Below are 23,698 nucleotides of genomic sequence, written 5' to 3'. Positions count from 1 at the left end.
CAGTAAATAGTAGTCCCCACGACCGCTCCCACGGGGGTGGCGTGGAGGCTACAGTAGGTTTTCTCGGGGGTTAGGCGTTTTGCGGCGGTCTCGCGACCGCCGCTTTTTTCAATTAGAACCCCAGCCGTCTGAAGCGTTCAGACAGACTTCGAAATCTATGAAGACATTTGAAAATATTTTGCCCAAACTGGTGATTGCGCCCGGCTTTGTGATCGGCTTCGCATTCATCTACGGCTTCATGATCTGGAACGCCGTGCTGTCGATGACCGGCTCGAACATGCTGCCCAATTACGAGGCCTTCGTCGGCCTGGACCAGTACGCCAAGCTGTGGGCCTCAGACCGCTGGTATGTGGCGCTGAAAAACCTGGGCTTGTTCAGTGTGCTATATGTCGGCGGCTCCATGGCTTTGGGCATGGGCATGGCGATTTTTCTGGATCAAAAGGTACGCTTTGAAGGCGTGCTGCGCACTGTTTACCTCTACCCCATGGCCCTGTCCTTCATCGTGACAGGCACCGCATGGAAATGGATTTTGAACCCCAGCCTGGGCCTGGAAAAATTGATGCACGACCTGGGCTGGACCAGTTTCACATTCGACTGGCTGGTGCAGTCCGACACCGCCATCTACTGCGTCGTCATTGCCGGCATCTGGCAATCGGCGGGCTTTGCGATGGCCTTGTCACTGGCCGGCCTGCGCGGCATCGACGACAGCATCATCAAGGCCGCACAGATCGACGGCGCGTCATTGCCGCGCATCTACTGGCGCATCATCCTGCCTATCCTGCGGCCCGTGGTGTTCTCCACTGTGCTGGTGCTGTCACACCTGTCCATCAAGAGTTTTGACCTGGTCATGGCGCTCACGTCTGGCGGCCCTGGCTACGCCACCGATGTGCCGGCCACCTTCATGTATGTGATGAGTTTCACCCGCGGACAAATCGGCCTGGGCGCCGCCAGCGCCACCATGATGCTGGCCACCGTGGCCGCCATCGTTGTCCCCTACCTCTACAGCGAGCTGCGTGCCAAACCGCACGACCGCTGATACGCCTTTGAATCGCTCAACCATGATTGCCAAACACCTACCGCGCGTTTTGATCTACGGCACTTTGCTGCTGGCCGCGTGCTTCTTCCTGGCCCCCTTGTATGTGATGCTGGCCACGTCGTTGAAGGACGCCGAGCAGATCCGCACCGGCAACCTGCTCAGCATGCCCCACGCCTTGAATTTCGACGCCTGGCGGTCCGCCTGGTCCAGCGCCTGCACCGGTGTGGACTGCCGCGGCCTACAACCCTACTTCATGAACTCGGTCGCCATCGCCGTGCCCGCGGTACTGATCTCCACTCTGTGGGGCGCCATCAATGGCTATGTGCTGAGCATGTGGAAGTTCAAGGGCAGCGAGTTGCTGTTTGGCTTCATGCTGTTTGGCGTGTTCATGCCCTTCCAGGTGGTGCTGCTGCCCATGAGCCAGGTGCTGGGCTACTTGGGCCTGTCCAGCTCGCTGACAGGTCTGGTGCTGGTGCACTGCATCGCAGGCCTGGCAGGCACCACGCTGTTCTTCCGCAATTACTACACAGCCATCCCCAAGGAACTGGTCAATGCCGCACGCATCGACGGTGCGGGCTTTTGGCGCATCTTCTTCCGCATCGTCGTGCCCCTGTCGGTTCCGATCTTGATGGTCACGCTGATCTGGCAGTTCACCAATATCTGGAACGACTTCCTGTTCGGCGTGGCCTTCAGCGGTGCCGACAGCAAGCCCATCACCGTGGGCCTGAACAACATGGCCAACACCACCAGCAGCGTCAAGAGCTACAACGTGGACATGGCAGCCGCGCTGATCGCAGGCCTGCCCACGATGCTGGTCTACATCCTGGCCGGCCAGTATTTCGTCAAAGGACTCACAGCCGGCGCTGTGAAGGGCTAAGCCCTTACCCCTCCATCCATTTCATTGCATCGACACAACAACATGGCAGCTTCTCTACAGATTTCGGGTGTACGCAAAGCCTTTGGCAACGGCAACAAGGCCATAGAGGTGCTGCAGCGCATCGATATTGATGTGCAACCGGGCGAGTTTTTGATACTGGTCGGCCCCAGCGGTTGCGGCAAGTCCACCCTGCTCAACATCATTGCTGGGCTGGAAGACCCGACTGAAGGCCAGGTGCGCATTGGCGGTAAAGACGTCGTGGGCGTGGCCCCGGCCCAGCGCGACATCGCCATGGTGTTCCAGAGCTATGCGCTCTACCCCACCATGAGCGTGTACGACAACATCGGCTTCGCGCTGGAGATGCGCAAGGTGCCCAAGGCGCAGCGCGACCAGCGCATCCGCGAGGTGGCTGCCATGCTGCAGATTGAACCCTTGCTGGACCGTCGCCCCTCACAACTCTCGGGTGGCCAACGCCAGCGCGTGGCCATGGGCCGCGCACTGGCACGCCAGCCGCAGATCTTTTTGTTCGACGAACCACTGAGCAACCTGGACGCCAAGCTGCGCGTGGAGATGCGCGCCGAGATCAAGCGCCTGCACCAGCTCTCCGGCATCACCAGCGTGTACGTGACGCACGACCAGATAGAGGCCATGACGCTGGGCTCACGCATCGCCGTCATGAAGGGCGGCGTGCTGCAGCAACTGGGTACGCCGGACGAAATCTACAACCGCCCGGCCAACACCTATGTGGCCAGCTTCATTGGCTCACCGACAATGAACCTGATCCCGGGTCAGAACGGCACGGCAGAGGGAGACAAGGGATTCCAGATCGCCTTCACGCAAATGCCCATGGCCGCACCGCGCGCGGGCAATGTGCTGCTGGGTGTGCGGCCTGAGCATTTGTCCCTGGTGGACGATGCACCCTGGCGCGGTGAGGTCAGCGTGGTCGAGCCAACCGGCGCCGACACCTATGTGGTGGTCAAGACTGCTGCCGGCGACGTGACGGTGCGTGTCTCGGCCCAAGCCCGTGTCAAGGCCGGCGACCGTGTTGGTCTGGCCGTGGCGGCGGACCACGTGAGCTGGTTCGATGCGGGCACCGGCGTGCGCATTTGAGCAGGCTTGCAGGAGAATCCCGTCGTGACGATTCCTGCACCACCACCTGACTTCCGTTCCGCCGGCTTTCTGCGCCAGCATGCCGGCTGGATCATGGACTTCTACACCCCCCGGGCTATCGACACCAGCGGCGGCATGTACCACTACTACCTGGACGACGGAACGGTCTTTGACAAGCGCACGCGCCATCTGGTCAATGCCACGCGCTTTGTCATCACGCACTCCATGCTGTTTCAGCTCACCGGTGCGGCGCACTACCAGACGGGTGTGCGTCATGCGGTGGGCTTCTTGCGTGACGCGTTTCTCGATCCTGCCACCGGCGGCTATGCATGGATGATCGACTGGCACGAAGGGCGGGCCACGGTGCTGGACGGCACACGGCATTGCTACGGCATGGCCTTTGTGATGCTGGCCTATGCCCATGCACTGACGTGCGGCGTGGAAGAAGCGCGCGGTTGGCTGACGGCGACCTTTGATCTGGCCGAAAAGCACTTCTGGGAACCCGCAGTGGGTCTCTATGCCGACGAAGCCACTCCCGACTGGACCCTGGCGCCCTACCGCGGCCAGAACGCCAACATGCACGCCTGCGAAGCCATGATCGCCGCCTATGCCGCAACGGGCGAGGCGCGCTACATAGCACGCGCCGAGCTTCTGGCCCACAACATCACCTGCCGCCAGGCGGCGCTGGCCGATGGCCTGGTCTGGGAACACTACCACCCGGACTGGTCCGTGGACTGGGACTACAACCGGCACGACAAATCCAATATCTTCCGACCCTGGGGTTACCAGAGCGGCCATCTGACCGAGTGGGCCAAGCTCTTGCTGCAGTTGGACGCCCATGCACCCGCCGACTGGCATATGCCCCGGGCAATGGCACTCTTTGAGGCCGGCGTCACCAAGGCCTGGGACACTGAGCACGGCGGCCTGCACTACGGTTTTGGCCCTGACGGCAGCATTTGTGACGCAGACAAATACCACTGGGTGCAAGCCGAATCACTGGCTGCAGCGGCCCTGCTCGCCATCCGCACCGGCAATTCAGCCTATTGGGGCTGGTACGACAAACTCTGGGCCTACTGCTGGCAGCATTTTGTGGACCACGAACATGGCGCCTGGTTTCGCATCCTGGACCCTGCCAACCTGAACCACACGCGTGAAAAGAGCCCAGCCGGCAAGGTCGACTACCACACCATTGGCGCCTGCTTCGATATATTGCGTGCCAAGAATTCCACAGCCCCGCAGACATGAACAACAACGCCCCGCTACCCACCTTCATCGCGTTCGGCGAGGCGCTGACGGACATGCTACGCACCGGTGCAGACGCCTGGAAGAGCCTGCCGGGTGGTGCGCCGTGGAATGTGGCCCAGATCATGGCCAGCTTTGGCGTTGCCAGTGCCTTTGGCGGTGCCATCAGCCACGATTGCTTTGGGGATGCACTGTGGCAAGCCAGTGCCAGCACCGGGCTCGACTTGCGCTTCCTGCAACGCCTGCACAAATCACCATTGCTGGCGATGGTGCATGAAACGCAACCGCCCGCCTACTTCTTCGTGGGAGACGACAGCGCCGACTTGCACTTCGATGTGACAGCCCTGCCCCACGGCTGGGAAGCCGCCGTGCGCTGGGCGCACTTTGGCGGTATCAGCCTGGCCCGCCAACCGCTGGCCGAGCGGCTCGTGGCCCTGGCTGAACGCCTGGACAAGCGGGGCGTGGGTATCAGCTACGACCCGAATTTCCGCAATGTGATGGACAACCGCTATGACCCGATCCTGGCACGCATGGTCGCCATTGCCGACCTGATCAAGGTGTCCGAAGAAGATCTCTGTGGTCTGTTTCGCACGCAGGATGCACAGGCCGCCCTTGGGCAGTTGCGCGCCATGCGGCCCACGGCAACGGTCCTCTACACGCGCGGCGCGCAAGGGGCCACGCTGCATGCACAGGGCCAGACGTGGCATGCCACACCGCCCAGCATCACCGTCGTCGACACCATAGGTGCGGGTGACTGCAGCCTCGCCGGCTTTCTCAGCAGCGCCATGCAGCAACCGCACGCAGATTGGGGCACGCATTTGCGCGCCGCGGTGGCCGCAGGCGCCGGGGCTTGTCTGGCGGCCGGGGCGACACCGCCCTCAGCGCAAATGCTCGCGGATCTGATGGAGAAGGTTCACATCGAATCGGCATAGGCCTGTTGGCATCTCACCGCGACGGCTCCGCAGGCTTGGACCGGTAAGCCTTGACAGTGGGATATCCAATGCTCGGTATCTCCTCAAAGTGGGCCTGCAAATACGCATGGATCAGCGGATTGGTTCTCTGCAAGAAGTGATCTTCGCACCCGTCCAAAGACTCTTCCACTACAACCACGAGACGGGGCTGGGCCTGCACCAGGCGCGCGATCTCTTTCTGCTGGAAAGCATCGGAACGTTTTAGCAGCGTGTAGATATCAAACACCGGCGAGCGCTGGCCGAACAGCGCATAGGCGCCGGGCCAGGACGGCGTCGCCAGAAAAGTGCCGCCACGGGGCGCATACTCGGCAACCAAGCGTTTCAATAGCTTGATCTCCGTCGCCTTCTTTTCAGGCACGCGCAGCTGATCACCTGCCACATCCACACCCACGCATTTGTGAACGACCAGGCATTTCCCGGCTGGTTGCAGCGGCGCCATCAAGAGCGCACTGAGCGCCAGCAGACCGGTCGTCAGCATCCACTTGAACCGGGGCGACAGACCCTGCGCCAGCAACAGACAGCCCATCAGCAGCGGAAAGATTGCAAACGACAAATGGGGCACGTCCGCACGGGAGAACGCATAGTGCGCATAGGGAACCGACAGCAGGACCGCGGCCACCAAGGCGGGGGGCAGCGGTCTCTTCTGTACTGCGCGGACAACGGCCCATGCGATCGCCAGCACAGGAAAGGCCAGCAATGCCACAAAGCAGATGCCTGCCAAGACACCATGCACCGCCAGTGGCAGCGGCAAAGCCCACACCGTGGCGCTCCAGGGCCAGGGCACCGGCAAGGGCAGGTTGGTGGCTTTCATTTCAAACAGAAAGTAGACACTTTCCCAAAATGCACGCGCAAAACCATCGACTGCCAGCATCGCTATCCATACCGGTGCAAACCCCAGTGCAATGCCGGCACCCAGCGCGGCCACACGCTGGCCCCATACCCGCAGTGGCGACGGCTGCCCCACCTGGACATAGACCAGGGCGAGCGCACACCCCGCCAAGGCGTAAACGCCATGGTTGCGCCCGACGGTGGCCACGAAGCCGACACCCACGCCAAGCCAGAAGTGCCGCTGCAGCGTTGGCTTCTCCAGCAGACAGGCCAGTAACGCCAGGACAGTCAAGGCCGCGACCACGTCGTAGACTTTGTAGTGCACATACATCCACAACATCAAGACCAGCGTAGCGGCCAATGCAAACAAGTGGTCCGCGCGGCCTAGCGGCTTTCTGGCCTGGCCCAGCAGCAGATGCAAGGCGATGCTCAGGCCCGCCACCTCGCACAGTGCAGACCCCATGCGCAGACTGATGATGCCGTTGTCACCCAGCACACCCATGACAGCCGCCGCCCAGTAGTAGCGGGCTGGGTCATAGGCCAGGAAATCCCGTATCGGCACCTCCCCCGCCAACACCCGTTGCGCCCCGTACCACAGGAATCCCTCGTCCCATAAGTTGAAGTCCGTGTGCCCCTGGAATGCGAATGACAAGGCAACCAGAACCGCTGGCAATATCACAAGGAATAGCGATTTTTTTGGTACTGAAAACATGTACTGATCCGGTAACTGGGATAACCCACAAAACAGCGCAGGCACCATGCGCCCAAGGGACGCTACATATTTAGTAGCGCATTGTGCACATTTCACGAGGGCTAGCGGCACATTTCACTCTGATAAGTCCAAAAATCACATTAAAAACCCCAAATTAGGGTTTTCAGGCAAATCCCGTCACCCCAAAAGCCTGCCTAGTCCCCAGGTGTCGCAACCGCCGGCAGTAATACCGTCACCACCAGCCCGCCCTCGGCATGGTTGTGCAAGCGTATCTCGCCGCCATGGGCCTGGACAATGTTGCGGGCGATGCCCAGACCCAGGCCGGTGCCGGCGCGGTTGCTTTGCTGGCCGTGGCTCAGGCGCACATGGGGCTCGAAGGCCAGGGACATGGAGGCCTGCGCAATGCCGGGGCCAAAGTCGCGCACTTCCACCACAGCCAGATTGCCCTGGACGCCCAGGCGTATCTGCACGCGTTCGCCGTAGAGCACGGCGTTGTCGATCAGGTTGCTGAGGGCGCGCTCCAGGGCCAGGGGTTTACCCATCACACTGAGGGGCTCGGCCACACATTCGATGACGGCGTCGGGGTGGATGGGGCGCGTGGCCAGCCGGGCCAGCAAAGTGTCCAGCCGCACGGGGGTCAGGTTTTCGTGGATGTCGGTGTCCTTGACGCTTTGCAGGGCCGATTTCACCATCACATCCAGGTCGTCCAGGTCTTCGTGGAATTCGGCGCGCAGCGCTTCGTCGTCCAGCAGTTCGGTACGCAATTTGAGCCGCATGATGGGGGTTTTCAGCCCGTGCGAGATGCCCACGAACAGGCGTTCGCGGTCCACCAAATAGCCCTGGATGCGGGCCTGCATCTGGTTGAAGGCGCGGGCCGTGCGCCGCAGTTCGGCGGTGCCGGTTTCGGGCAGGGACTCGGGCGCGCTGTCGCTGCCGAAGGCGTTGGCGGCTGAGGCCAGCCGGTTCAAGGGGCGGATCAGGCCCCGCACCAGCAGCACGGCCAGCAGCAGCACGGTCAGCAGCGTAACCAATTGCAGTGTCACCCGGTCCACGGTCAGCGGGTTGGCATTGTCCAGAAAGTACGGGTCGGGCATGGGGGCTGCCAGGTACAGCCAGCGGCCGGGTTCGAACTCGGCCTGTATCACCAGCACGGGTGCGGGGCGTGGCCGCAAGATCAAAGTAGCCTCCACCCACGACTCGGGCAGGTCGGCCACGGTGCGGCCATCGTCTGAGACCTGCAGTTTGTCGGGCCAGGCGAAGGCCACGGCCGGTGCTGGCACCGCCGCGAGGTTGTGCACCAGGTCGGCACGCACCACATCCACCACCGCAGTGACCAGGGCATTGCCCTGCAAGGGGGTGATGGGCACCTGCGCACGGTTGACGTTGACAAAGAAGCGGGTACCGCCCATGGTGCGCAACTGCTCGATCAAAATGGGGCGGAACTGCGGCGGCAGGTCGCGGAAGAAACGCAGCGCACCTGCCGCGTTCAGCGCCAGGTGCCGCCCTGCCTCCAGCGCTTCGGCCCGCGCGCTTTCGCGCAACTGGCGCGCCCACAGCAAGGTGCCCACCAACTGGGCGCTGACCACACCCACGGCCAGCACCAGCACGATGCGGCCCAGCAGGCTGTCGGGCAGACAGCGGCGCGCCCAGTGCACGATGAGGTCAGGCTTCACCATTGGCGGTCACTTCGGCCGAGAACACGTAGCCACTGCCCCGCACAGTCTTGATCAGCGCGGGCTGTTTGCCATCGTCATTCAGGCGCTGGCGCAGGCGGCTCACCTGCACGTCCAGCGAGCGGTCCAGCGGCCCCAGGTCGCGGCCCCGGGTTTGCTCCATCAGGCGGGCGCGGTCAATGGTTTCACCGGCGTGCTCGACCAGAAAACGCAGCAGGTTGAAGTCCATGCTGGTCAAGACCACGGGTGCGCCCTGGGGGTCGGTCAGCAGGCGCTCGGTCAGGTCCATGGAGAAGCCGGCAAAACGCAGATAACGCGCAGCGCCGCCCTGCCCGCCAATCTGCATGCGCCGGTGGATGGCCTTGATGCGCGCCAGCAGTTCGCGCGGGTTGTAGGGCTTGGCGATGTAGTCGTCCGCGCCCAGCTCCAAGCCCACAATGCGGTCGGTGTCGTCGGCGCTGGCAGTCAGCATGATGATGGGGACCGATGACTGGCGGCGCACCGTTCCGCACAGCGTGAAGCCGTCGGTGTCGGGCAGCATCACGTCCAGGATGACCAGGCTTAAGCCGTCCTTGAAGCGTTCGAACTCGGCCAGGAAGCTGGCGCCGTCGTGCGCCACACGCACCTCGTACTGGTGTTTTTCCAGGTAGGTCTTGAGCAGGTTGCGGGTTTTTTGGTCGTCGTCAACGATCAGCAGGGTGCGGGTCATAGGTGGGTGTTCGAGTGCTCAGTCAATGGTCGGCGTTGGGCGCGCGGATCAGGGCCGCCAGTCGGCGTTGCGTCTCCTGGGCGTCCATGCGCGGGTTACTCAGGTAACGCCACAGGGCCTGGGCGACCGCGTCCTTGGTGGCCTCGTCGGCGGCCATGCGGTGGGCCAGGCTGGGGACGCGGGCGCTGTGCGGGGCGGCAAAGGTGGCCCAGGAGTCAAGGGCGCAAGTATCCAGGCTGCTCACGTCCATGTCACGGCGCACCGGTACCGAACCTTTGATGCGGTTGTAAGCCAGCTGTGCGGGCGCGCCGGCCAGCACCTCGGCCACTTTCTCCTGTGTGGCTTCGCGCTGGCGGGCACTGACCAGCATGGCCAAGGTGTCGATGCTGTAGAGGTGCATGTTCTGCGTGCCGGGCACCGCCACGCAGCCAAAGTCTTTTTCGGCGCTGGCGCCCCAGGCCATCAGTTCGCCCTTGGCCCAGTCGCCCATGATCATCATCGCGGCACCGTCGTTCCACAGTTCGCGGGCGGCATCGGGCCAGGTGCGCTCCACCGGCACGTCGCCGCTGGTGTTGCGCAACCAGCGCAGACGTGTGAGGGCCTGCTCCACACGCGGGCTCATCCAGGCAGAGCTCTTGCGCTGCACCATCAGTTCGCGGTACAGCGCAGGGCCGGCTTCGCCGAGCAAAATCGCTTCAAACACCGTGGCCATCTGCCAGGGCTCGTCACTCCAGGCCAGGGGCTTGATACCCATGCCGGCAAGCCTGCGTGCGGCCACTTCAAACTCTTCCCAGGTCTTGGGCGGGGGCATGCCCAAACGCGCAAACAGGCGGCGGTTGTAGAGCAAGGTGTTGATACGGTGGATGCCTAGGGGCACGGCAATCACGTCGCCCTTGTAGGTCACCAGGTCCATCACAGTGGGGAACAGGCCTTGTGTCCACTTGTTGCGCGTGGCCACGGTGTTGAGCGGCAGCACCAGGCCACCGTCGGCCCAATCGGTAAGCGTGGTGCCTATGAGCTGGGCCACATCGGGCGGATCACGCATGAGCACACGGCTCTTGAGCACTTTGACCGCAGCCATGCCACCACCGCCAGGAATGGCGGCGTCTTTCCATTGCACACCACTGGCCAGTAAGTGTGCGCTCAATTGGTCCGCCGCTCGGCGTTCGCTGGCCGAGGTCCACCAGTGCAGCACATCCACCGGCAGTGCTTCGGCGTGCGCGGGGTGCACATCCACCATGCCGGGAATGCCGCCCACAAACACCAGCAGGGCCAGCAAGAGCGTGCGCAAACGTGCTTGGAGCATAGCCCGCAACGGCACGGCGTCTTTCATTTTCTTGCGATTTGTAATGTTATCTATCACGGCCTGCCCACGGCGCACACGTCTGGCCTCTTACGTCGCCGCGCAGCGTAAGAAAGCGTAGACAAAAGGGATGCCGCATTTGAAAAATACCCAACGAAATCAATGAGTTAGAAGTGTGACAAGGCAACTACTCATCAAGTTGCCGTTACACGACGCACAGCATAACCTCCGGGCCACTGTTCGGTAAGACCCTTGCTCGGGTCAGCCCCAACAGTTTCATTCAACCCACGATCCGGAGATTCATTTTCATGCTTCATCAACTCGGTTTTTGTGCAGCCGCTGCTGCGCTGCTGTGCAGTGGCCATGCTGCCAGCGCCGGCACCCTCACGATCGAAAGCTGGCGGGTGGACGACAAGGCACAGTGGGAAGAGGTGCTGTTGCCCGCGTTCCAAAAGGCCAACCCCGGCATCACCGTCAAGTTTGCGCCCACCTCGCCCCCGGAATACAACTCGGCCTTGAATGCCCGCCTGTCCGCCGGCAGCGCTGGCGACCTGATCACCTGCCGCCCGTTTGACGTGTCGCTGGATCTGTTCAAAAAGGGGCATCTGGAAACGCTGAACAGCGCACCCGGCATGAAGAGCTTCCCCGCCTCTGCGCAAGTGGCCTGGCAGACCGATGACGGCAAGTCGACCTACTGCATGCCCATGGCCTCTGTCATCCACGGCTTCTTCTACAACAAGAAAATTTTTGCCGAGCTGGGCCTGGGAGTTCCGGCCACCGAAGCAGATTTCTACGCCGCACTGGATAAGATCAAGGCGGCCGGCAAGGTAGCGCCACTGGCGCTGGGTACCGCAGACCAGTGGGAAACCAACCAGATCGTGTTCACCAACATAGGGGCGAACCGTTGGAAGGGTGAAGAAGGCCGCCAAGCCCTGCTCAAGGGCACGAAAAAGTTCACAGACCCCGAGTTCGTGGGCACTTGGGAACAGATGGCCAAGTGGGCGCAATACCTGCCCAAGGGCTACCAGGCACAGACCTATGGCGACTCGCAAAACCTGTTCTCCACCGGCCGTGCGGCCATCTATCCCACGGGCTCCTGGGATATCTCGCATTTTGAGAAAGATGCAGGCCTGGAATTCGGCGCCTTCCGCCCACCCGTGGCCAAGAAGGGCGACACCTGCTACATCTCGGACCACACCGACATGGGCATGGGCATCAACGCCAAGAGCAAGAACAAGGCCGATGCCCAGGTCTTCTTGACCTGGCTGGCCAGCAAGGAGTTTGCCGACCTGTACACCAACAAGAACACCGGCTTCTTCTCGCTCTCCAACCACGTGGTGGATGTGAAAAACCCGGTGGCCAGAGAAATGATCAGCTGGCGCAAGGACTGCAAGAGCACCATCCGCCTGAACGCCCAGATCATGAGCCGCGGCACGCCCAGCATGGAAAACGAGCTGTGGAATGTGGGCTCCCAGGTCATCAACCAGAAGATGAGCCCCACAGCCGCTGCGCAGCAAATCCAGACTGGCTTTGCCAAGTGGTACACGCCGGCCAAGTAAAAAATGAAGCAAGGTTTCTCTTGGCCGGTTCTGGTGTTCATCGCACCCGCCTTGCTGATCTACGCGGTGTTCAGCGCACTGCCGCTGCTGGACACCCTGCGTCTGGGCCTGTACAGCGCGGACGAATTTGGGGTGGTCAGCTTCTCGGGGCTGGCCAACTACAAAACCATCTTGGGCGACCCGCAATGGTCCGCCACGTTCTGGAATGCCATGCTGAACAACCTGAAGTTTTTTGGCATCCACATGCTGGCGCAAAACCCCATGGGCCTGCTGCTGGCGGCGCTGTTGTCGCTGCGCAATGTGCGTTTTGCCGCCACTTACCGCACCGTATTCTTTTTGCCCACCCTGCTCTCGGTGGTGATCATCGGCTTTGTGTGGCAACTGATTTTGTCGCCGCTGTGGGGGGTGTCAGAAGGGTTCCTCCGGGCGCTGGGGCTGCAAGACTGGTTTGAACCCTGGCTGGGGTTGGAATCGTCGGCTCTGATCACGCTGTCGCTGATGTCCGTGTGGCAATACGTCGGCATTCCCATGATGCTGATCTACGCCGCCCTGATTGCGATACCTGACGACATCATCGAAGCGGCCGTGGTGGAAGGCGCATCACCCTGGCGTATTTTTTATGCGATCCGCCTGCCGCTGATTCTGCCCACGCTGGGGCTGGTCACCATCCTGACCTTTGTGGCCAATTTCAACGCGTTTGACCTGATCTACACGGTCAAGGGCGGCCTGGCCGGGCCCAACTACAGCACCGATATTTTGGGCACGCTGTTCTACCGCACCTTCTTTGGTTACCAGTCGCAAGTGGCCAGCGCCACCATGGGGGCCGCTGTGGCAACGCTGATGTTCCTGGTCATCCTGCTGGGCGTGGCCGCCTATTTGCAGGCGGTGCAGCGCCGCCTGCAACGCTACGCGCTGTGAGGACGTGATGACCCTATCCACCATGTCCCCTCGCATGCCGCGTGTGGCACCCAGCCGTGTGTTTGTGCACGTTACGCTGGTTGCCTATTTGATTCTGGCGCTGGCGCCCATCCTGCTGGTGTTCATGAACTCCTTCAAGAGCCGGGACGCCATCTTCAACAACCCGCTGGCCTTGCCCACGGCCGACACCTTTTCGCTGATCGGCTACAGCAAGGTGCTGGCCAACTCCCATGTGCTGAGCTACTTCGGCAACAGCGCCATCGTCACCGTGGCCTCGCTGTTTTTTATCTTGCTGTTTGGCGCCATGGCGGCCTGGGCCTTGTCGGAGTACCACTTTCCCGGCAACCGCTGGCTCAAGCTGTTTTTTGCCTTCGGCATCATGGTGCCGATCCGCCTGGGCACGGTGTCCATCCTGCAGACCATGGTGGGCCTGAACCTGGTCAACACGCTCACGGCGCTGGTGCTGGTCTATGTGGCGCAGGGCCTGCCTCTGGCGATCATGATCTTCTCGGAGTTCATGGGGCAAGTGCCCGGTGAACTGAAGGACGCCGCGCGCTGCGACGGCATTGGTGAATTCCGCATCTTCTTCCAGGTGGTGGTGCCGCTGGTGCGCCCGGCCATTGCCACGGTAGCAGTGTTCACCATGGTGCCGATCTGGAACGACCTGTGGTTTCCGCTGATCCTGGCGCCGTCGGAAAAGACCCAAACCATCACCTTGGGCATTCAGCAGTTTGTGGGCCAGTACGCCACCGACTGGAATGCCGTGTTGGCGTCGCTGTCCATGGCCATCGTGCCCGTGGTGCTGTTGTACGCCCTGTTTTCCCGTCAACTGATTCGCGGCATCACGGCTGGCGCAGTGAAGTAGTAAGCCCAGCATTCTCAAGAGCACCCACAGATCACCCTTATGGCACGCGTCTCCCTGAAAAACGTATCCAAGTCCTACGGCAAGAACCCCATCCTGCACGACATCAGCCTGGACATAGAACACGGCGAACTGGTTGTGCTGGTCGGGCCCAGTGGCTGCGGCAAATCTACGCTGTTGCGCGTGTTGTGCGGCCTGGAAGACATCAGCAGCGGCGAGCTGCGCATTGGCGACGATGTGGTCAACAACCTGCCCCCGGCGCAGCGCGGCATCGCCATGGTGTTCCAAAGCTATGCGCTGTACCCGCATATGAATGTGTACCGCAACATGGCTTTTGGGCTGAAGATCCACGGCGCCAACAAGGCCGAGATCGACCAACGCGTGCGCGACGCCGCCAAGGTCTTGCACATCGACCATTTGCTGGACCGCCTGCCGCGTGAACTCTCGGGCGGGCAGCGCCAGCGCGTGGCCATTGGCCGCGCGATTGTGCGCGAGCCACGCCTGTTTTTGTTCGACGAACCGCTGTCCAACCTGGACGCCGCACTGCGTGCCAAGACACGCATTGAACTGTCGCGCCTGCACCGCGACCTGGGCGCCACCATGGTGTACGTCACCCACGACCAGATCGAGGCCATGACCCTGGGTGACAAGATTGTGGTGTTGCATGAGGGCCGGGTGCAGCAGGCGGGCACGCCGCTCACGCTGTACCAGCAACCGGCGAACCGCTTTGTAGCTACCTTTATCGGCTCACCCACCATCAACCTGATGCCGGCGCGCGTGCTGGAGCTCAGCACGCAGGGCGCACGGGTGCAACTGGGCAATGGCTGCACGGTGCTGGCCACCGTGGACGTGGGGCCGCTGCAGGTGGGCGAATCGGTGGAAGTGGGCCTGCGCCCCGAGCACTGTGAGGTGCTGGCCGCGGGCAGCGCACCCGGCGCAGATGACGCCGCCTTCGACGCCGAAATCACGCTGGTGGAGCACCTGGGTGAGTCCAACCTTCTCTACCTGAAAACCGACGACGGCCAGGAGTTGATCGTGCGCGGCGATGGCAACGCCGCCGTGCGGCTGGGCGACTCGGTGATTGTGCGCGCCGCGCCCGAGGCCTTGTACCTGTTTCGCGCCAACGGCGTGGCTTGCCCGCGCTTGCGCCCCGGAAACATGCGTTCGGCGCGCCATTTCTCAGAAGGAGACGCTATCTGACTGAACCCGCAATCACTTGATGACTCTTGCCCCGCCACCAACGTTTTAATTAATAAGGAAGATATGAAGCTGACCCGCACACCCATCGCCTCTGCAGTCGCACTTGCTCTTATGGGCATCATGGCATCCAGCCAGGCCCAACAAGCTACCACGGCAGCCGCACAAGCCACGCCCGATGCCTCTGCACCGCAGGCCGCTGTTGACAACTCCGCCGGATTGCAAACGGTTGAGGTGCGCGGCATACGTGACACCTTGAAGAAAAACCTGGCCGGCAAGCGCGATGCGCAAAACATTGTCGACACCGTCAATGCAGAAGACCTCGGCAAGTTCCCGGACAAGAATGTTGCCGATTCCCTGCAGCGGGTGCCCGGTATTTCCGTCGACCGCACCTGGGGCGAAGGCCGCGATATCTTCGTGCGCGGCACGGACAAAAGCCTCAACATGACGCAATTGAATGGCCAGTCCGTGGCGTCTGCCTATTGGTGGAAAAACGACTCACAAAGCCGCGGCTTCAACTACGACATCTTGCCGTCGGAGTTGGTGGGTAGCCTGGATGTGTACAAGAGCCCATCGGCCGATCTGGATGAAGGCAGCATTGGTGGCCTGGTCATCGTCAAGACCCGCAAGCCCCTGCAGTTCAAAGCGCCGTTGACGGCACAGTTTTCATTGGAGGGCACCTACAGCGTCTTGCCTGCGAAGACCGATCCGCAGGCTTCCGGCTTGCTGAACTGGAAGAATGCAGAAGACACATTCGGAGTCTTGGTCTCTCTCAGCAAGCAAAAGCGCACCATGCGCCGTGATGGCTTGGAAGACTTTACCGACGCAACCAAGTACACCATTCTGGACCAGAACAATGTAGCCACACCCAATGCCTATGCGTCTTGGGGTGGTGGCTCCGCCATCTTTCGCCAGGACCGCGAAAGAACGACCAGTAACGTGACCATGCAGCTGCGCCCCACCCGCGACAGCGACATATCTTTGAATTACATCAATTCGGATATGAGCATGAACAACAGCAACCAAAACTACCTGTGGCAAGCCGGGGGTTTGGCGGACAGCACCAACACGATCCGCGTGACCAATCCACGGTTCATCACCACCTCAGACGGCACCAAGGCACTGGTCGGTGGAACAGTGGGACCTACCACGGGCGTTTCGTTTGAGCCGATTTTCCGCGAGGCCTATATCAAGTCCAGCGTGCTGGATCTGGAAGGTAATCTGGAAGGCGACGGCTGGAAGGTGCACGGACAAGTCGGCACCACCGCTGCAGAAGGCGGCAGCAAGCATGACCGCAACTTCTGGTTCACCGGCGACACCCGCGCCACCATCAACCTGGCACCCGATACCTATGAGGTGAAGTACCTCGACATGAACCCGCTCGACCCGACCAAGCTGACCTTGCAAAATGCCCGGGACTGGATTCGCAAGATGGAAAGCCAGGAAAACTACGTGCAGGGCGACCTGACGCTGGACCTGAGCGGCTCCTTCATCAAGGACATCAAAGTCGGCCTCAAATACCGCGACAACACGGTGCAAAACCACCGCACCATCGGCACGGTGGGACCGGGCAGCGTGGGCTGGCAGTCGTTCTCTTTGGCTGACCTCTCCACGGGCGCCTCGCCACTCTTGAGCCAAGCAGCCGCAACGCCAGGCTCGCTAACGCAATATGCCTGGGTAGACGATGCCCTGGCCGTCAGCAAAGGCTTTGCCATGTACGACAAGGGTATGGTCTACAACGAAGCCAAAGGCGAGTACTACCGCATCCAGGAAAAGATCACGGCCGCCTATGCCAAGGCCGACTTCGCCGTCGACAAGTGGCGCGGTGATTTTGGTGTGCGCCTGGTGAAGACGGACCAGACGTCTGAAGCCTACCAAGACTTGAATGGCAACGGCAACTACACCATAGGCAGCACCACGCGCAGCTATACCGACGTCTTGCCCAACCTGAATGTGGTCTACGACTTGCGCCGCGATGTCATTGTGCGGGGCGCCATCTCACGCGTCATGGCCCGCAACACCTTCAGCGACTTGAGCGCCAGCACCGAGGTCAGCGGCACCACCAATGCGGCAACAGCCGGCAACCCGCTGCTGAAGCCCTACCATGCAGACCAGGCTGAGCTGGGTGCAGAGTGGTACTTTGCCGATGCGTCGATGCTGTCAGCAACGGTGTTCACCAAGCGCTTGGATACCTTCATCTACACCTCTACCGCGCAAGAAAATGTGGGCGGCGTGATGCGCCCTGTCACGCGCCCCAACAATGCAGACAACGGTGCCGTCATCAACGGCGTGGAACTGCAGTGGCAGCAGGCCTTCGGCAATGGCTTTGGCGGCATCATCAACTACACCTTCACGGACGCCGTGGCTGGCTCTTTGGCAGGTGGGCAGAAATTGAATGTGGTCGGCAATTCCAGAGACCAGATGAACATCAGCGGCTACTACGAGAAGAATGGCTTCAGCGTGCGCCTGTCGTACAACTACCGGTCCAAGTCGTACGGCGGTCTGAATGAAGGCGGGCAGGACGTCAACAGCGCCTATGGCCAGTGGGATGCCACCGCCAACTGGGACATCACGCCGAACCTCAGCTTGTATGCATCGGGCGTGAATCTGACCAATGCCGTGATCCGCACCAACACCACGGATGGATTGCCGGTGGGTGTGTATGAAAACGGTGCGCGGTACAGCGTAGGCCTTCGAGGAAAATTCTGATGTTGAGACACAGCGCGAGCGACAGTTCGCCGCTGTACCGGCAACTGGCACGGGTTGGCCAGCCGCAGTCGCGGCTGGCGGACATCTCCGAGCAGTTGCACCGTCGCGGCTACACGCCCTCTTCGCGCTGGCTGGATCGAAGCATCGCCGTGGCCATGGCAGACGAACAGCTCAGCCTGGGGCTGCCGCCCGGTGCACGGGTGGCCCGGCTGGAGCGCTTGCGCATGGCGAACGATTGCGTGATGGCCTACGAGGTCAGCGTGTTCCCCCAAACGGTGGTGCCAGACCCGATGGCTTTCGAAGGCTCCGCGTACGAGCAGCTGGATCGCATCCACCTGGCCCCGGTACGGGCTTTGCAGCAGATTCGTGCACTCAACGCCCGGCCGCACCTGGCCGAGCAACTCGGTGTGCCGGACCACCAAGCGGTGCTACTCATTACCCGGGTTGGCTACCTCGAGTCAGGTCAGGCCGTTGAATTGACGCACTCGTACTGCCGCAGTGACTACTATGATTTTGTGGCGGAGACTAGGCGGAGTGGGTGAGAAATTCATCTGCAGCAATTCCAGTACCGAAGCAACCCACCAGCCGAGTGAATGGGCTACACAAGCTTCTTGGCACGCAGCAGTCGGGCCAAGCCGCATTGACCAGACTGGCTCAGCACTTCATCGGCTTCTTTGCTGGGTAGCAGCTTTTCGCGTAGGTCGTTCGCAGCTTTTTCCCCATGGGTTTGGCGCACTACAGCCACAACCTGTTCGAACTTGGACACATCGCTCTGACAAGCTACCGGCACAGAGGTGGGGCTAGCCATCGGAGCGTGGTTTTCAGCCTTGGCCTGCAGTGCCAGCAAGCACAGTAAAGACAGCGAGAGGAAATTGCGGTTCATGGAAAGACTCCAGAAGTAATCGAGGAAAGTAGGAAACGTTTCGTGAAAAGAATCCACACAACGATGTGTTCGGTTGGAGAATTATGCGAACCGCACGTATCGCATTGATGTCATGACTGCACGACTTTGTATCGCTTGTATCTCGTGCAGATTCCCGCTATTCGGTGCGTTACACGATCAATAGAACTACCCACTATTTCAATGGAGCAGGACTGGCAAAGTAGGCCTCTGAAAGCCGTTTGAACTGCCCACCATCTGTGTCGATGTTGGTCTGTCCGCCGGCACCGACACTGAAGACCACGGCAGCCCCGCCGATCGCAGTCAAGTCAGTAGGGTGCGTCAGGAAATATTGCATCCGGTTGTCCCTGTATTTCCCTGACGCACCACCCACCGTAGACGAGGGAACACCCATAGGCGTTTGCCACCAAACCAGGGGTAGCCCAATCGTCTTTGCGTACGTGCCAGCCTCAGCAAGGTGGTTGCGGTACGCGTTGTCGTCCCAGTACCAACCCGAGCCGCCGCGGCTGCAATTTTGGCCTTGTACTTCAAAGCATCCCGCATCCCGGTCCAGCGTCTGCACCGCAGTAAAGTCGGCATACTGAGCGCCCAGAACCGTCATATAGGTCGCGACGTCCTGAGCGGACTTGCCGCCCCAAGTGGAAGGCGAAAATCCCAGCAACGCGTTAGGCGCGTACTTGCGCCCAAGCTCTACCAAACATGCCGCGATGCCGACTGCATTGTCCGGCTGATTGGCACACCCACTGCCGCGAGAAACCTGTGCAGGCAATCGGCGTGGATCGTTGCCTGGCGATTGCTGCTGGACATAGCCCCAGAAGTCCGGCTCGAAATTGACCAAGGCCGGTTTGCCATAGATGCTGAGCCGCTGGTACAACAGGCGCACGTTGGCCCAATATTTCTCCATGAAGACCGGGTCATTGATGCCAGAGAGATTGCCGTCCCCATTGGAGGCCATTTGGTAAAACGTGAACATGGGAACAGCGCCCATCTTGTCGGCTTTGGCTGCAGCAACGTTCACATAGGCGCCACTCGGACTGTTCCAGGTTGGCCAGGCGTCGGACCCAACGCCCACGAGATAGGCATCGTTGATATCAGGCTTGAGCCCTTGGGCTTGGACCGAGCTCTCAGAAGAACCGGTACCAAGGCCAACCAAAAGGCGGCTTGGCTTTTGCAACTTGCTCGCCAAGGCGGCGGCCCGTGAAGTCACCGAAACGGGGGTGGATGCCCCAACACTCAGAATACTGTAGTCAGGGCCGAGTTGCACCCATACGTTGCCATACGTCGCAGCGCCGTCTACATTGACGCCCCCAATGAATAGCAGGTTTGATTGCGCATTGAACGTATCCGCGAGGCCTGAAGCCGATGCGCCACCCACACTGACGACCGTGTAAGTGCCAATTTTCGCCTGGACATTGGAGTATTGCGTTGCCCCAACCTGAACGCTGGGGATGGTCAAAACATTTGTTCCTGTAATGAAAGCGTCGATGGCGTGTACTGGAGTCGACAACATCGTCACTGCGAACAACCAACTTGAAAAGCTAAACCCCACCTGCTTCAGCATAAGCCAACCATCCCCTTAAAGAGCGCTGCGTATCAGCACCAATATGCTAGTCCACAGGAACTGCTCGCACGGTGAGCGTTTGCTTTGGATTGTTACAAAATGATGTTGGTGACCGCGAAGCCATGGCTTGGTGGCCTGAGCTATTTGCGCAAGATGCCGGCCGTGGTGCGGCTCCCCGAGAAACGCAATTCTTCTTCAGTCAAGAGCTCCATTTCAACCTCCGCACTGCCCAATCCCAAGATGCCGAGTTTGTTGGCCGCTGCGTAGCTGAGATCCACCACACGCCCCGGATGAAACGGGCCCCGGTCATTGATACGCACAATCACCTCCTCACCGCTGGCCACCCGGCGCACACGCACGTAGCTGGAAATGGGCAGGGTACGGTGCGCTGCGGTAAAGCCCTCTGCTCTGAAACGCTCGCCACTGGCCGTGCGTCGGCCGTTAAACCTTTTCCCGTACCAGGAGGCTAGTCCCCGCTGCTTCCAGGGCTCACTGGCCACCAGAGGCATTTGCGTCTGTTCACCCAGTAGCGCGCTCGCGTCGCTGGCCGCGGGTTCAATGGGTTGGGCCGGAGCTGGCGACACGGCCAGCGGGGCGTAGACCAGGGGCTGCGGCGCAAGGCTCGCTGGCCGCTCTGATGGGGGGTGCACGGGTGTCGCACACCCTATCAGAGCGGCCGCACCCAGCCCGACAAGCACCTTAAAGCACCGATATGTCATTTGGAAAACACGCGTTTTTGGGCCCCCATTTGTTGGATCGGATTATGGACAGATCGCGTTACTGTGCGGGTGCGGGTGCGGGCGCTGGTGCTGGTGATGCCAGGGGTTGGCCTTTCTCCACCACATACACACCCACCAGCTTGGTCGGCGCGGTGCCGTCGTTCTTGGCGTTGTGGACCACGCCGGCGGGTATCACAAAGGCCTCACCCGCCGCAACCTTGCGGGGTGCCTGGCCAGCGATCATCAGCGTGGCCTCGCCTTCCATCACGTAGCTGATTTCGTCGCCGGGGTGCGAGTGCCAACCCGCCGTGGCGCCGGGTGCCACCTCGACCCGTGCGACCACGGCCTCGCGGTTGGGGACCGACACGTCGGCCTTGGTGACCATCACACGGGTCAGGCCCGAGGCTTGGGCGAGGCAGAGCCCAGTAGACAAGGCAAGCAAAGAACCGACGATGACCGATCGAAGCATGGGGTGTTTGTACATAGCGGGCTTTCAAAAAAAGAGTGGGGAATGAGGTGGATAGCTGCCACAGTGTGCGGCCCACCTTTGTTGCCATCAATGCGTAGTTGTACGGATGGTTGCGCCTGGCGTTGTTCAGAGACCAGCGTTTGCCGCAGGCGCACGCCTGCGGTCCAACGCCAATGCCACGCCGCCCAGCAAGACCATGCCAAGGGCCAGCGCAAGGATCAGGCTTTGCATGTCGGCCGGCCCGGCCAGGAGCCCCACCAAGAGCCCGGCAACCGGCTGGCTCAGGTTGTTGAGCAAGACCACCAAGCCGGTGGTCTTGCCCAGGTCGGCAGCGGGTATGACGGTCTGCCGGCGCACGCGGATGTAGACGCTGAACATCTTGTCGAAGCCCACGATGGCCAGGAAGCCCACTGCGTACATCCACAGCGTGCTGCTACACGCCGTGAGCACGGTGCCGGCCCCAATGCAGAGGTACGACACAAGCCCCAAGCTGCGCAGCGCCATGGTCCCGCGCGCCACCCACACCAGAACCACGACCGTGGCAACGGCACCCGCGGTCTGCAGCAGCGCATAGGCCTGGCCCGGTTGCTGCAACAGCCCCGTGACCATGGCCGCCGACGTGGCCAGCGTAACGCCCAGCACCAGATTCACGCCCGACGTCAGAACGATCAACGGAGCCAGGCCCGGCAGGCGCAGCACATGCTGCCACGCCGTGCGGTAGGGCTGCAGCCAATGCATGCCGTGCAAGGCTTGCGCGGAGGCTGGGTCCGCCAAAGGCACGGCACTGCTACGGCGCCACAACTGCATCGCGGCATCGGCCGCCAAAAACAACACCGCCGTGGCAGCCACCACCCACTCCCAGGACCACCAAGCCATGGCCAACGCCGCCAGCATGGGGCCCAGCACCATACCCAGTTGGTCCGCAATCTGGGCATGGGCCAAGACCCTGTCCATGCGGGCATCGCGAAAGACCTGGGGCAGCATGACTTCACGGGCCATCAGGCCTTGGGTGGTCAGCACGCCGCAGACGGCCGACAGCAGCACCAGCCACACCACGCCGCCCGCCAGCGCCGAGGCCACCGCCCCCACTACGCAGACGGCGGCCCGCAGCATCTGGCTGGCACGCAGCAGGCGCAACGGCGCGATGCGGTCACACAGCGCACCACACACCGGGAACGACAGGTAACGCGGCAGCGTCTCCACAAAGAACGCCATGCCCGACCAGGCGGCGCTCTGTGTGGTCTGGAACACGACCAGTGGCACCAGAAACAACAGTATCTGGTCGGCCAACCGGGAGAGGAACAGCGATGCAAAGAAGGCGAGATGGTCTGTGCGCATGGAGCAGCAAGTGCAGCGAGGGTGTCGCGCTGCACCCAAGCACCGCATTGGCACACAGCATAGCTTTTCCCCAACGCGAACCCAGGGTGAAACCAGGTTCTTTTGGGTTACAGCGAGACCGGCCCCTGGGCTCGGAGGGCCATCAACAACCACTAGCTACATTTTTTATAGCTATATCCTATTATTCCACGAGGGCTACAGGCCAGTTTATATCTGATCATTCCGAAATAGCGGCGATAGAACCCAAGATGCGTATACGCACCTAGAACTTGGCATCTGACATCACGGCTATTACCTGCTCCTGCAACGGCAGTCTGGCATCGAGCCCCTGGGTCTTGAGCTGCGCGTACAGCGGATCGACCTGGTAGAAGGGGTTTGCAAAGTTCGGCTCGTGCCGGAGGCTTTGCATGATATGCAGCACTTCGTCGTACAGCTGTGGATGCACATCCTTGAGGTAGACGAAGGCATAGGCATCCGCGTAAGCCTCTTCCATCGACAGTTGTTTCTCCAGCGCCAGGCGCTCGGCGGAGCCTTCAGCCGCAGCGGCCACGCGCTCCCACATTTGCAGCGTCAGCTGCTTGCCACGCATGCGAAGGCAGTGGCCGAACTCATGGGCGGCAACCGTCTCCATGAAGGCTAGTGTTGCCATGGGGTTGCTGGGGAAGCCCATCATCTGCGCCATCTTCGGGTTTTCGCCGTCTGACACCACTATCACGCAATCCACCCCGTCACGCTCCAGAACACCCACCGGCGTGTAGCCAATGCTGGCGGGAGGCGCCTTGGCATACGTCATGTTGAGATCCTTGAACAGTTCGTGCTGGCGAACCGCTTCAATAACGTTGATCCATTGCCCTACGCTCGGGATGCCCTGGGCGAACGCGCATGCCGACCACAACAGCAGCACAAAGCCGCCGACGATTCTTGCCATCTCCTGCTCCTGAATGCGGGAACTGCCATGGTTGCCCGCAGTGTGCGCCAGCGCAGAGAACAGTCCAGGCCTTGTC

General features: G+C 61.3%; 21 protein-coding genes. 11 read left to right on the top strand and 10 right to left on the bottom strand.

Going from position 1 to position 23,698, the window contains the following annotated elements; genetic code table 11:
* The first annotated feature begins 157 nt into the window (after positions 1-157).
* The 5 genes from AC07OO_RS18245 to AC07OO_RS18225 are packed head-to-tail and all read left to right on the top strand — an operon-like array spanning position 158 to position 5,197.
* Positions 158-1,036 (top strand): carbohydrate ABC transporter permease, encoded by an 879-nt coding sequence (locus tag AC07OO_RS18245; protein ID WP_495083557.1) that lies wholly within the window; start codon positions 158-160, stop codon positions 1,034-1,036.
* A gap of 22 nt (positions 1,037-1,058) precedes the next feature.
* Entirely contained in the window at positions 1,059-1,913 is an 855-nt protein-coding gene (locus AC07OO_RS18240) for a carbohydrate ABC transporter permease (RefSeq protein WP_495083556.1), read from the top strand.
* A 42-nt stretch (positions 1,914-1,955) separates the two neighbouring features.
* Positions 1,956-3,023, top strand: a complete 1,068-nt coding sequence (locus AC07OO_RS18235) for an ABC transporter ATP-binding protein (protein WP_495083555.1) — start codon at positions 1,956-1,958, stop codon at positions 3,021-3,023.
* Positions 3,024-3,053: 30 nt separating this feature from the next.
* Positions 3,054-4,268, top strand: coding sequence for an AGE family epimerase/isomerase (locus tag AC07OO_RS18230; RefSeq protein WP_495083774.1), 1,215 nt, complete (start codon positions 3,054-3,056; stop codon positions 4,266-4,268).
* Complete coding sequence (locus AC07OO_RS18225) at positions 4,265-5,197, top strand: carbohydrate kinase family protein (protein WP_495083554.1); 933 nt, start codon at positions 4,265-4,267, stop codon at positions 5,195-5,197. Before AC07OO_RS18230 ends, AC07OO_RS18225 begins: the two co-directional genes overlap by 4 nt.
* Positions 5,198-5,210: 13 nt before the next feature.
* Here AC07OO_RS18225 and AC07OO_RS18220 read toward each other — a convergent pair whose 3' ends face one another.
* The 4 genes from AC07OO_RS18220 to AC07OO_RS18205 form a co-directional block, all read right to left on the bottom strand.
* Positions 5,211-6,716, bottom strand: a complete 1,506-nt coding sequence (locus tag AC07OO_RS18220) for a hypothetical protein (protein WP_495083553.1) — start codon at positions 6,714-6,716, stop codon at positions 5,211-5,213.
* Between the two features lie 254 nt (positions 6,717-6,970).
* On the bottom strand, positions 6,971-8,452 hold the full coding sequence (locus AC07OO_RS18215) for an ATP-binding protein (RefSeq protein WP_495083552.1): 1,482 nt from the start codon (positions 8,450-8,452) through the stop codon (positions 6,971-6,973).
* Complete coding sequence (locus AC07OO_RS18210) at positions 8,439-9,158, bottom strand: response regulator (protein ID WP_495083551.1); 720 nt, start codon at positions 9,156-9,158, stop codon at positions 8,439-8,441. Before AC07OO_RS18210 ends, AC07OO_RS18215 begins: the two co-directional genes overlap by 14 nt.
* A 22-nt stretch (positions 9,159-9,180) precedes the next feature.
* Complete coding sequence (locus AC07OO_RS18205; protein ID WP_495083550.1) at positions 9,181-10,491, bottom strand: ABC transporter substrate-binding protein; 1,311 nt, start codon at positions 10,489-10,491, stop codon at positions 9,181-9,183.
* 278 nt (positions 10,492-10,769) lie between these two features.
* Here AC07OO_RS18205 and AC07OO_RS18200 point away from each other — a divergent pair, with 278 nt between their 5' ends.
* The 6 genes from AC07OO_RS18200 (at position 10,770) to AC07OO_RS18175 (ending at position 18,248) form a co-directional block, all read left to right on the top strand.
* Positions 10,770-12,020, top strand: coding sequence for an ABC transporter substrate-binding protein (locus AC07OO_RS18200; RefSeq protein ID WP_495083549.1), 1,251 nt, complete (start codon positions 10,770-10,772; stop codon positions 12,018-12,020).
* Positions 12,021-12,023: 3 nt separating this feature from the next.
* Positions 12,024-12,938 (top strand): carbohydrate ABC transporter permease, encoded by a 915-nt coding sequence (locus AC07OO_RS18195; RefSeq protein WP_495083548.1) that lies wholly within the window; start codon positions 12,024-12,026, stop codon positions 12,936-12,938.
* A 7-nt stretch (positions 12,939-12,945) separates the two neighbouring features.
* Positions 12,946-13,803, top strand: coding sequence for a carbohydrate ABC transporter permease (locus tag AC07OO_RS18190; protein WP_495083547.1), 858 nt, complete (start codon positions 12,946-12,948; stop codon positions 13,801-13,803).
* A 39-nt stretch (positions 13,804-13,842) separates the two neighbouring features.
* A complete protein-coding gene (locus AC07OO_RS18185; protein WP_495083546.1) occupies positions 13,843-15,000 on the top strand; it encodes an ABC transporter ATP-binding protein in 1,158 nt (385 codons plus the stop codon).
* Positions 15,001-15,063: 63 nt separating this feature from the next.
* On the top strand, positions 15,064-17,706 hold the full coding sequence (locus tag AC07OO_RS18180; RefSeq protein ID WP_495083545.1) for a TonB-dependent receptor: 2,643 nt from the start codon (positions 15,064-15,066) through the stop codon (positions 17,704-17,706).
* A complete protein-coding gene (locus AC07OO_RS18175; RefSeq protein ID WP_495083544.1) occupies positions 17,706-18,248 on the top strand; it encodes a GntR family transcriptional regulator in 543 nt (180 codons plus the stop codon). Before AC07OO_RS18180 ends, AC07OO_RS18175 begins: the two co-directional genes overlap by 1 nt.
* A 56-nt stretch (positions 18,249-18,304) precedes the next feature.
* Here the strand turns inward: AC07OO_RS18175 and AC07OO_RS18170 are convergent, their stop codons facing one another.
* From AC07OO_RS18170 to AC07OO_RS18145, 6 genes are all read right to left on the bottom strand, one after another.
* Positions 18,305-18,589: a hypothetical protein gene (locus tag AC07OO_RS18170; protein ID WP_495083543.1), complete on the bottom strand. Its 285-nt coding sequence runs from the start codon at positions 18,587-18,589 to the stop codon at positions 18,305-18,307.
* A 193-nt stretch (positions 18,590-18,782) separates the two neighbouring features.
* On the bottom strand, positions 18,783-20,168 hold the full coding sequence (locus AC07OO_RS18165) for a hypothetical protein (protein WP_495083542.1): 1,386 nt from the start codon (positions 20,166-20,168) through the stop codon (positions 18,783-18,785).
* Between the two features lie 140 nt (positions 20,169-20,308).
* Positions 20,309-20,818: a septal ring lytic transglycosylase RlpA family protein gene (locus AC07OO_RS18160; protein ID WP_495083541.1), complete on the bottom strand. Its 510-nt coding sequence runs from the start codon at positions 20,816-20,818 to the stop codon at positions 20,309-20,311.
* 127 nt (positions 20,819-20,945) lie between these two features.
* Entirely contained in the window at positions 20,946-21,356 is a 411-nt protein-coding gene (locus tag AC07OO_RS18155; protein ID WP_495083773.1) for a cupin domain-containing protein, read from the bottom strand.
* A gap of 126 nt (positions 21,357-21,482) precedes the next feature.
* Positions 21,483-22,694 carry an MFS transporter gene (locus tag AC07OO_RS18150; protein ID WP_495083540.1) on the bottom strand — a complete coding sequence of 404 codons (1,212 nt, stop codon included), beginning with the start codon at positions 22,692-22,694 and terminating at the stop codon, positions 21,483-21,485.
* A 262-nt stretch (positions 22,695-22,956) separates the two neighbouring features.
* Positions 22,957-23,622, bottom strand: coding sequence for a hypothetical protein (locus AC07OO_RS18145; protein WP_495083539.1), 666 nt, complete (start codon positions 23,620-23,622; stop codon positions 22,957-22,959).
* Positions 23,623-23,698: the final 76 nt, after the last annotated feature.

The organism is Rhodoferax sp. GW821-FHT07G04 (assembly GCF_059418585.1).
The sequence above is the reverse complement of the archived record's forward strand: the minus strand, read 5'-3'. Positions and strand labels throughout refer to the sequence as shown.